2 protein-coding genes are annotated in these 2100 nt (G+C 57.1%); both read left to right on the forward strand.

The window, feature by feature from the left end; all coding sequences use genetic code 11:
• Positions 1–216: 216 nt before the first annotated feature.
• Positions 217–882, forward strand: a complete 666-nt coding sequence (gene hxpB / locus AB0442_RS42305) for a hexitol phosphatase HxpB (protein WP_043143363.1) — start codon at positions 217–219, stop codon at positions 880–882.
• Between the two features lie 421 nt (positions 883–1303).
• Positions 1304–1852 (forward strand): metal-dependent hydrolase, encoded by a 549-nt coding sequence (locus AB0442_RS42310; RefSeq protein ID WP_004931456.1) that lies wholly within the window; start codon positions 1304–1306, stop codon positions 1850–1852.
• Positions 1853–2100: the final 248 nt, after the last annotated feature.

The following is a 2100-nucleotide window of genomic DNA, read 5'->3' on the forward strand; positions in this document are numbered from 1 at the left end:
GCATGACCTGGACGCCGGGTTTGGTGCTGGACTACGCACGCATGTTGCAACAGGTCACCGAGCGTCAACATCAGCGCTGGTGGCTAAAATTGCGCGAGGCGTGGAATATCCTGCGTTTTGGCAAAAGCCAAACGCGCAGGCAAAGGTTTTAGTCTCGTCACCTGCGATGATAAAGTGTCGGGCACATTCACCCGCGCCGGCAGGAGTTAACCGTTAATGGCTTATTCGCAACGCATTGAAACCGCAATTTTTGATATGGACGGCTTGTTGATCGACTCGGAACCGCTGTGGCTGCAGGCCGAGCTGGATATCTTCGGCGCGCTGGGTTTGGATCTGTCTGACCGTCACAAGCTGCCGGACACGCTGGGGTTGCGCATCGATCTGGTGGTGAAGATGTGGTACCAGGCGATGCCGTGGCAAGGGGTTTCGCTCGATGAGGTGTCGGCGCGGATTATCGAGCGCGCCATCGAGCTGGTGCACGAGACGCGCCCGCTGCTGCCGGGCGTTCAGCAGGCGCTGGAGCTGTGCCGCAGCCAGGGGCTGAACATTGGCCTCGCCTCCGCCTCGCCGCTGCACATGCAACAGCAGGTGCTGAAGATGTTCGATCTTGAAGGTTACTTCGATCAGCTGGTTTCCGCCGAATACCTGCCGTACAGCAAACCACACCCTGAGGTCTACCTGATCGCCGCCGAGCGCCTGGGCAGCGATCCGCTGCGCTGCATCACGCTGGAAGACTCCTTTAACGGCATGATCGCCACCAAGGCCGCACGCATGCGTTCCATCGTCATCCCGGCGGCCGAATACCGTCACGATCCGCGCTGGGCGCTGGCGGACCACAAGCTGGAGACCCTGGAACAGCTCACTCCCGCCCACTTTGCCTGACCTGCGGCGCCGGCCATCGGCGCCCTGGCTTTCCGCTCTGCGCCATAAAAGGGATCCGTGCCGCAAAACAAACGAAACATCGTTTCATTATTATTGAATCGGCATGCTGTTGTTATTATGCTGGGTGGCAGGGAAAGCGACGGCCCGCGGCGCGTTGTCACTGCCACGCAGCGCGGTTCAAGGCCGCCGCTTCCTCCCGCCACACGCCAAGCCACCGTCTTTTTTCTCATCTTCATGCATCGCCCATCGCCCGCTTTTTGTTCTCGCCAGTCAAAATCGATGATTTGTTACGCAGCACCGTAACAAGCCGTTGTAAAACAGGGAAAAATAAACAATTGGTTACAGGGTAACTGCTTCCACTACTGGGAATTTTCCCATATACTGGATAAATTAACAGTTTACCAGCCGGAATCGCAACAGCATGACCGCGGAAGGACATCTCATTTTCTCTGTCGCTTGCGCGATCTTCGCCAAGAAGGCGGAAGTGACGCCAGAGCTGGCTACCGGCGACTGGTGGCACATCATACCCGCCGCGCTGCTCACCTCGCTGCTGCCGGACATCGATCACCCCAAGTCGGTACTGGGCCAGCGCCTGCGCTGGATCGCCCTGCCCATCGCCCGCGCCTTCGGCCACCGCGGTTTCACCCACAGCCTGCTGGCGATCGCCGGCGGCATGGCGCTGTTTCAGCTGGACGTGCCGCGTAGCTGGCCGATCCCGGCCGATGCGCTGCACGCCATGATCATCGGTTATTTCAGCCATCTGCTGGCCGACATGCTCACGCCCGCCGGCGTGCCGCTGCTGTGGCCGTGCCGCTGGCGTTTTCGCCTGCCCCTGCTCAACTCGCAAAAAGGCAACCAGCTGGAGCGCGTACTGTGTCTGTGCCTGGTGGCGTTTGCCATCTGCTGGCAAGGCGATTTCACCCTGCCGGTGCAATCCTATGTCGAGCAAATCAGAAATATCAGACTCTGATCACAAAAATTCGCTCAACCCATCATCTTGATGTATATAAAACAAACAAAAACACACAAAAAGCTATATCAAATTCCATTTGGATATAAGTAGGCCACTCAGCAAACTGTTACGATATTTACATCGCGACATACGTGATGCGTAGTCGTTTTTATAAGAAAGATTATTGGAGACATTGGGGATGAATCTTCCGCTCGTGATTAACGTGCTGGTGTTTGTCGCGCTTCTTTTGCTGCTGGCGCAAACCC

This window comes from Kitasatospora sp. NPDC085895 (assembly GCF_040702125.1).
In the GTDB taxonomy this organism is placed as follows: Bacteria; Actinomycetota; Actinomycetes; order Streptomycetales; family Streptomycetaceae; genus Kitasatospora; species Kitasatospora arboriphila.

What these genes read in the sequence shown, in the direction of transcription:
- hxpB (WP_043143363.1), top strand. Translation starts at nt 217, where the DNA reads ATGGCTTATTCGCAACGCATTGAAACCGCAATTTTTGATATGGACGGC.
- AB0442_RS42310 (WP_004931456.1), top strand. Translation starts at nt 1,304, where the DNA reads ATGACCGCGGAAGGACATCTCATTTTCTCTGTCGCTTGCGCGATCTTC.